The organism is Pseudomonas fluorescens, assembly GCF_902497875.1.
Lineage (GTDB): Bacteria > Pseudomonadota > Gammaproteobacteria > Pseudomonadales > Pseudomonadaceae > Aquipseudomonas > Aquipseudomonas fluorescens_BR.
Map to the genome: position 1 here is coordinate 1 of NZ_CABVHY010000078.1, position 3,156 is coordinate 3,156.

At 57.8% G+C, this 3,156-nt stretch carries 2 protein-coding genes and 1 pseudogene; all 3 read left to right on the forward strand.

Going from position 1 to position 3,156, the window contains the following annotated elements; all coding sequences use genetic code 11:
- Positions 1-686 (forward strand): annotated as a pseudogene (locus F8N85_RS34740) (hypothetical protein); the annotation flags it as partial.
- A 61-nt stretch (positions 687-747) separates the two neighbouring features.
- The gene (locus F8N85_RS33530) at positions 748-1,626 is read left to right on the forward strand and encodes a VRR-NUC domain-containing protein (RefSeq protein ID WP_150807652.1); all 879 of its coding nucleotides are present in this window, start codon (positions 748-750) and stop codon (positions 1,624-1,626) included.
- Between the two features lie 2 nt (positions 1,627-1,628).
- On the forward strand, positions 1,629-3,156 hold a 1,528-nt coding region (locus F8N85_RS33535; RefSeq protein ID WP_150807653.1), incomplete at its 3' end, for a type VI immunity family protein.

Below are 3,156 nucleotides of genomic sequence, written 5' to 3' on the forward strand. Positions count from 1 at the left end.
TCCTGAACAAACTCCTCAAGCCTATCCGCTACGACGACTTGGGACTGCTGGGCTTCGGCCAATGGGACGGTGATCCCAATGAGCGCTTTACTGACGCCGACAGCCGACGCTGGATGGCCCGTTTCGATGTCGACAGCGATTGGCCAACTGCAGCATCGCGCCTGATCACACCCAAACCGGCCGCCCCTGCTCAAACCGCTCAGCCGTTGAGCATGGTTGCAGGCATGGCGTGCAACCAGGGAGGGTGGTGGCTTGTCCCCGGCATGGCGGGTTCCCGTCGCGAATTCAAGCAAGGGGAAATGCTGCCGGCGCTCAGCGCAGAGTCAGGTGACAGCCCGGTGTTTTGGCAGCGCGATCCAGATCAAACGCCCCCAGAGCCCGCCCGCCAAGCCAACAGCAACGAACCGGCACCGCGCGCCGGTCGCTGGGAAATGGAGCTCGATCGCTGCGTGGATTGCACAGTCCAGTTGAATGAGCGCCTGCCATTGCATGAAGGCCAGAACGTTCGCTGGCTTTGGACCGTGAGCGGCATGCGTGCGCGCAGTGGCGAACCCTGTCCTTATCCGGGGCTGTGGGTCTGCGACTACAAACCGGGAACCGAGCAAAAATTTCATTACGAGGCGCTGATGCCCCAGGTTAACGGTGAGAAAGTCGTCTGGCGTTGGTTGGGGATGGTGCAGGCTTGAATGACCCATACCGTGTTTTCCTGATGACTTTCTTGATTCAGCACAGTGGAGACCTCGACTGATGCCTGGCCCTATTGCCCCTCTTGTCGCTCGTATCATCGACGGTGCCTATCGAGCCTACCGTGCGAATCAAGCCATTGAAAACACCAAATCCGCCGCCGAACTGGCCCGACTCGCGGTGGAGATTGCCGAGCGCCGACAACAGATCAAGAACACGCTTCGGGCCACCATTGAAGCAATGACCCGCGAAATCGACGTCAAGAGTTCGACCTTTGCCGTCGTAGATCGCGGCGGTAACAGCACGGTTTCTCGACGAGGCCAGGAGAACATCACATTCAAGGAGTACATCGAACGCAAAGTGCCTTTTCGCCCGGCGATCAGCCAAGTCTGCACCGTCGCCCTGCAGATGCCGATCAAGGTGCCACGCCGGATTCGCAAGAAAATTGCCGGCGATACGGTGCAAACCACTATTGAGATCGCCCTCAAGCAGTTCACCGCCTCGTTGTTTTTTGAGGCTGTGGACGAAGCCTTGGAATGGCGAAGTCCACTCAAGGCAGAACCTAACTACAACGGCAACAGTAAGAAGGCGTTACTGGGTGAGCCTGCTACGCGGCCGAAACGTTTTGGAAGTGCAGTGCAGCCTTTTTGGCCACGGCCGAAGGGCTTGCTTGCGCCGGATCTGGTCGTCGTTGAGTACCGGCAGGAGCCGTTTGAAACCGAGAATGTGTTTGCGGCGGTCGAGGTCAAGTTTCCGGGGGATTGGGTGAAAGACGAACAAATAGAGGATTACGTGACGCTCATGACACCGCAAACAGGCGTCAATCCAAACAAGGTCGGCAAAGAGAAAGTCGCGCTGTTAAGGGTGCCGGAGGATTGCACTGGCTTCGAAGGAGATGGAAAGAAACCTACACCTAATGAACAGGCAAGGAAGAAGAAATAGCCATGAGTACAACTCACCAAATGTTTACCGTAGAAGAACGGGATCTATTTATCGAACTACTGAAAGAGTGGCCGAACTCCGAATCAGGCACAGAGGAAGCCTCTCACAGCGTCAGCCCTTTCATAAGCTTCTATTTCCCGTCCACTGCTGAAAACCACCGCGATATCGCACTGCTGATGGTAGATATCCACGAAGCCTTCGAGCAACTGCTTGGCTACCCTTACACCATGACCATACACCCCGAGGCAGATCGTCCTCATCCTTATCCTGAGGACCGACCGGACCTTCGTAGACAAGCCAGGGATGTCTTTCAATACGAATCCTTCGTTTTCTGGTTCACCGACGAAGCAAACCATGCCTCCTCTCCTACAACAGCCGGTCATTTCCGGCGCAGTGGTGTCCGGACTAACGAGCCCAGAACTGATTATTCCTCGATCATGTTCTATTACCGCTGGCAATGGTGGCTGGATAACCGCGACGCATGGCGTCAGTTCGTCCTCAAGACCATTGACCGGCTCAAGGCGCACCAGGTCTACAGCGGTTTCGCCATGGCCAACCCGATGGAATATGGCACACGGGCGGAAGTCACCACATGGGAAAGAGCGCTGACTCCGGCTTTCTACGGGCTAGACATCGAATACCCTTTTGGCATGCGAGATGAATTACTCAACGGCATCCGCCCCCCCACCTGGGCCTTCCTGCTCGCCGACCACTGGCGAGAAAAACTCGACCTGACCCGCGAACAAGTACGTACCGCACTGTCTCACCCACGCATCAACATCACCGAACTGCACAGCGGCCAGTGGATCGAGCTGGGCGAACAGCCTGAGCTGTATCCCGTCGAACACGGCGTGCCCGAGCTGCCCATGCTCCTGAACAAACTCCTCAAGCCTATCCGCTACGACGACTTGGGACTGCTGGGCTTCGGCCAATGGGACGGTGATCCCAATGAGCGCTTTACTGACGCCGACAGCCGACGCTGGATGGCCCGTTTCGATGTCGACAGCGATTGGCCAACTGCAGCATCGCGCCTGATCACACCCAAACCGGCCGCCCCTGCTCAAACCGCTCAGCCGTTGAGCATGGTTGCAGGCATGGCGTGCAACCAGGGAGGGTGGTGGCTTGTCCCCGGCATGGCGGGTTCCCGTCGCGAATTCAAGCAAGGGGAAATGCTGCCGGCGCTCAGCGCAGAGTCAGGTGACAGCCCGGTGTTTTGGCAGCGCGATCCAGATCAAACGCCCCCAGAGCCCGCCCGCCAAGCCAACAGCAACGAACCGGCACCGCGCGCCGGTCGCTGGGAAATGGAGCTCGATCGCTGCGTGGATTGCACAGTCCAGTTGAATGAGCGCCTGCCATTGCATGAAGGCCAGAACGTTCGCTGGCTTTGGACCGTGAGCGGCATGCGTGCGCGCAGTGGCGAACCCTGTCCTTATCCGGGGCTGTGGGTCTGCGACTACAAACCGGGAACCGAGCAAAAATTTCATTACGAGGCGCTGATGCCCCAGGTTAACGGTGAGAAAGTCGTCTGGC

What these genes read in the sequence shown, in the direction of transcription:
- F8N85_RS33530 (WP_150807652.1), top strand. Translation starts at nt 748, where the DNA reads ATGCCTGGCCCTATTGCCCCTCTTGTCGCTCGTATCATCGACGGTGCC.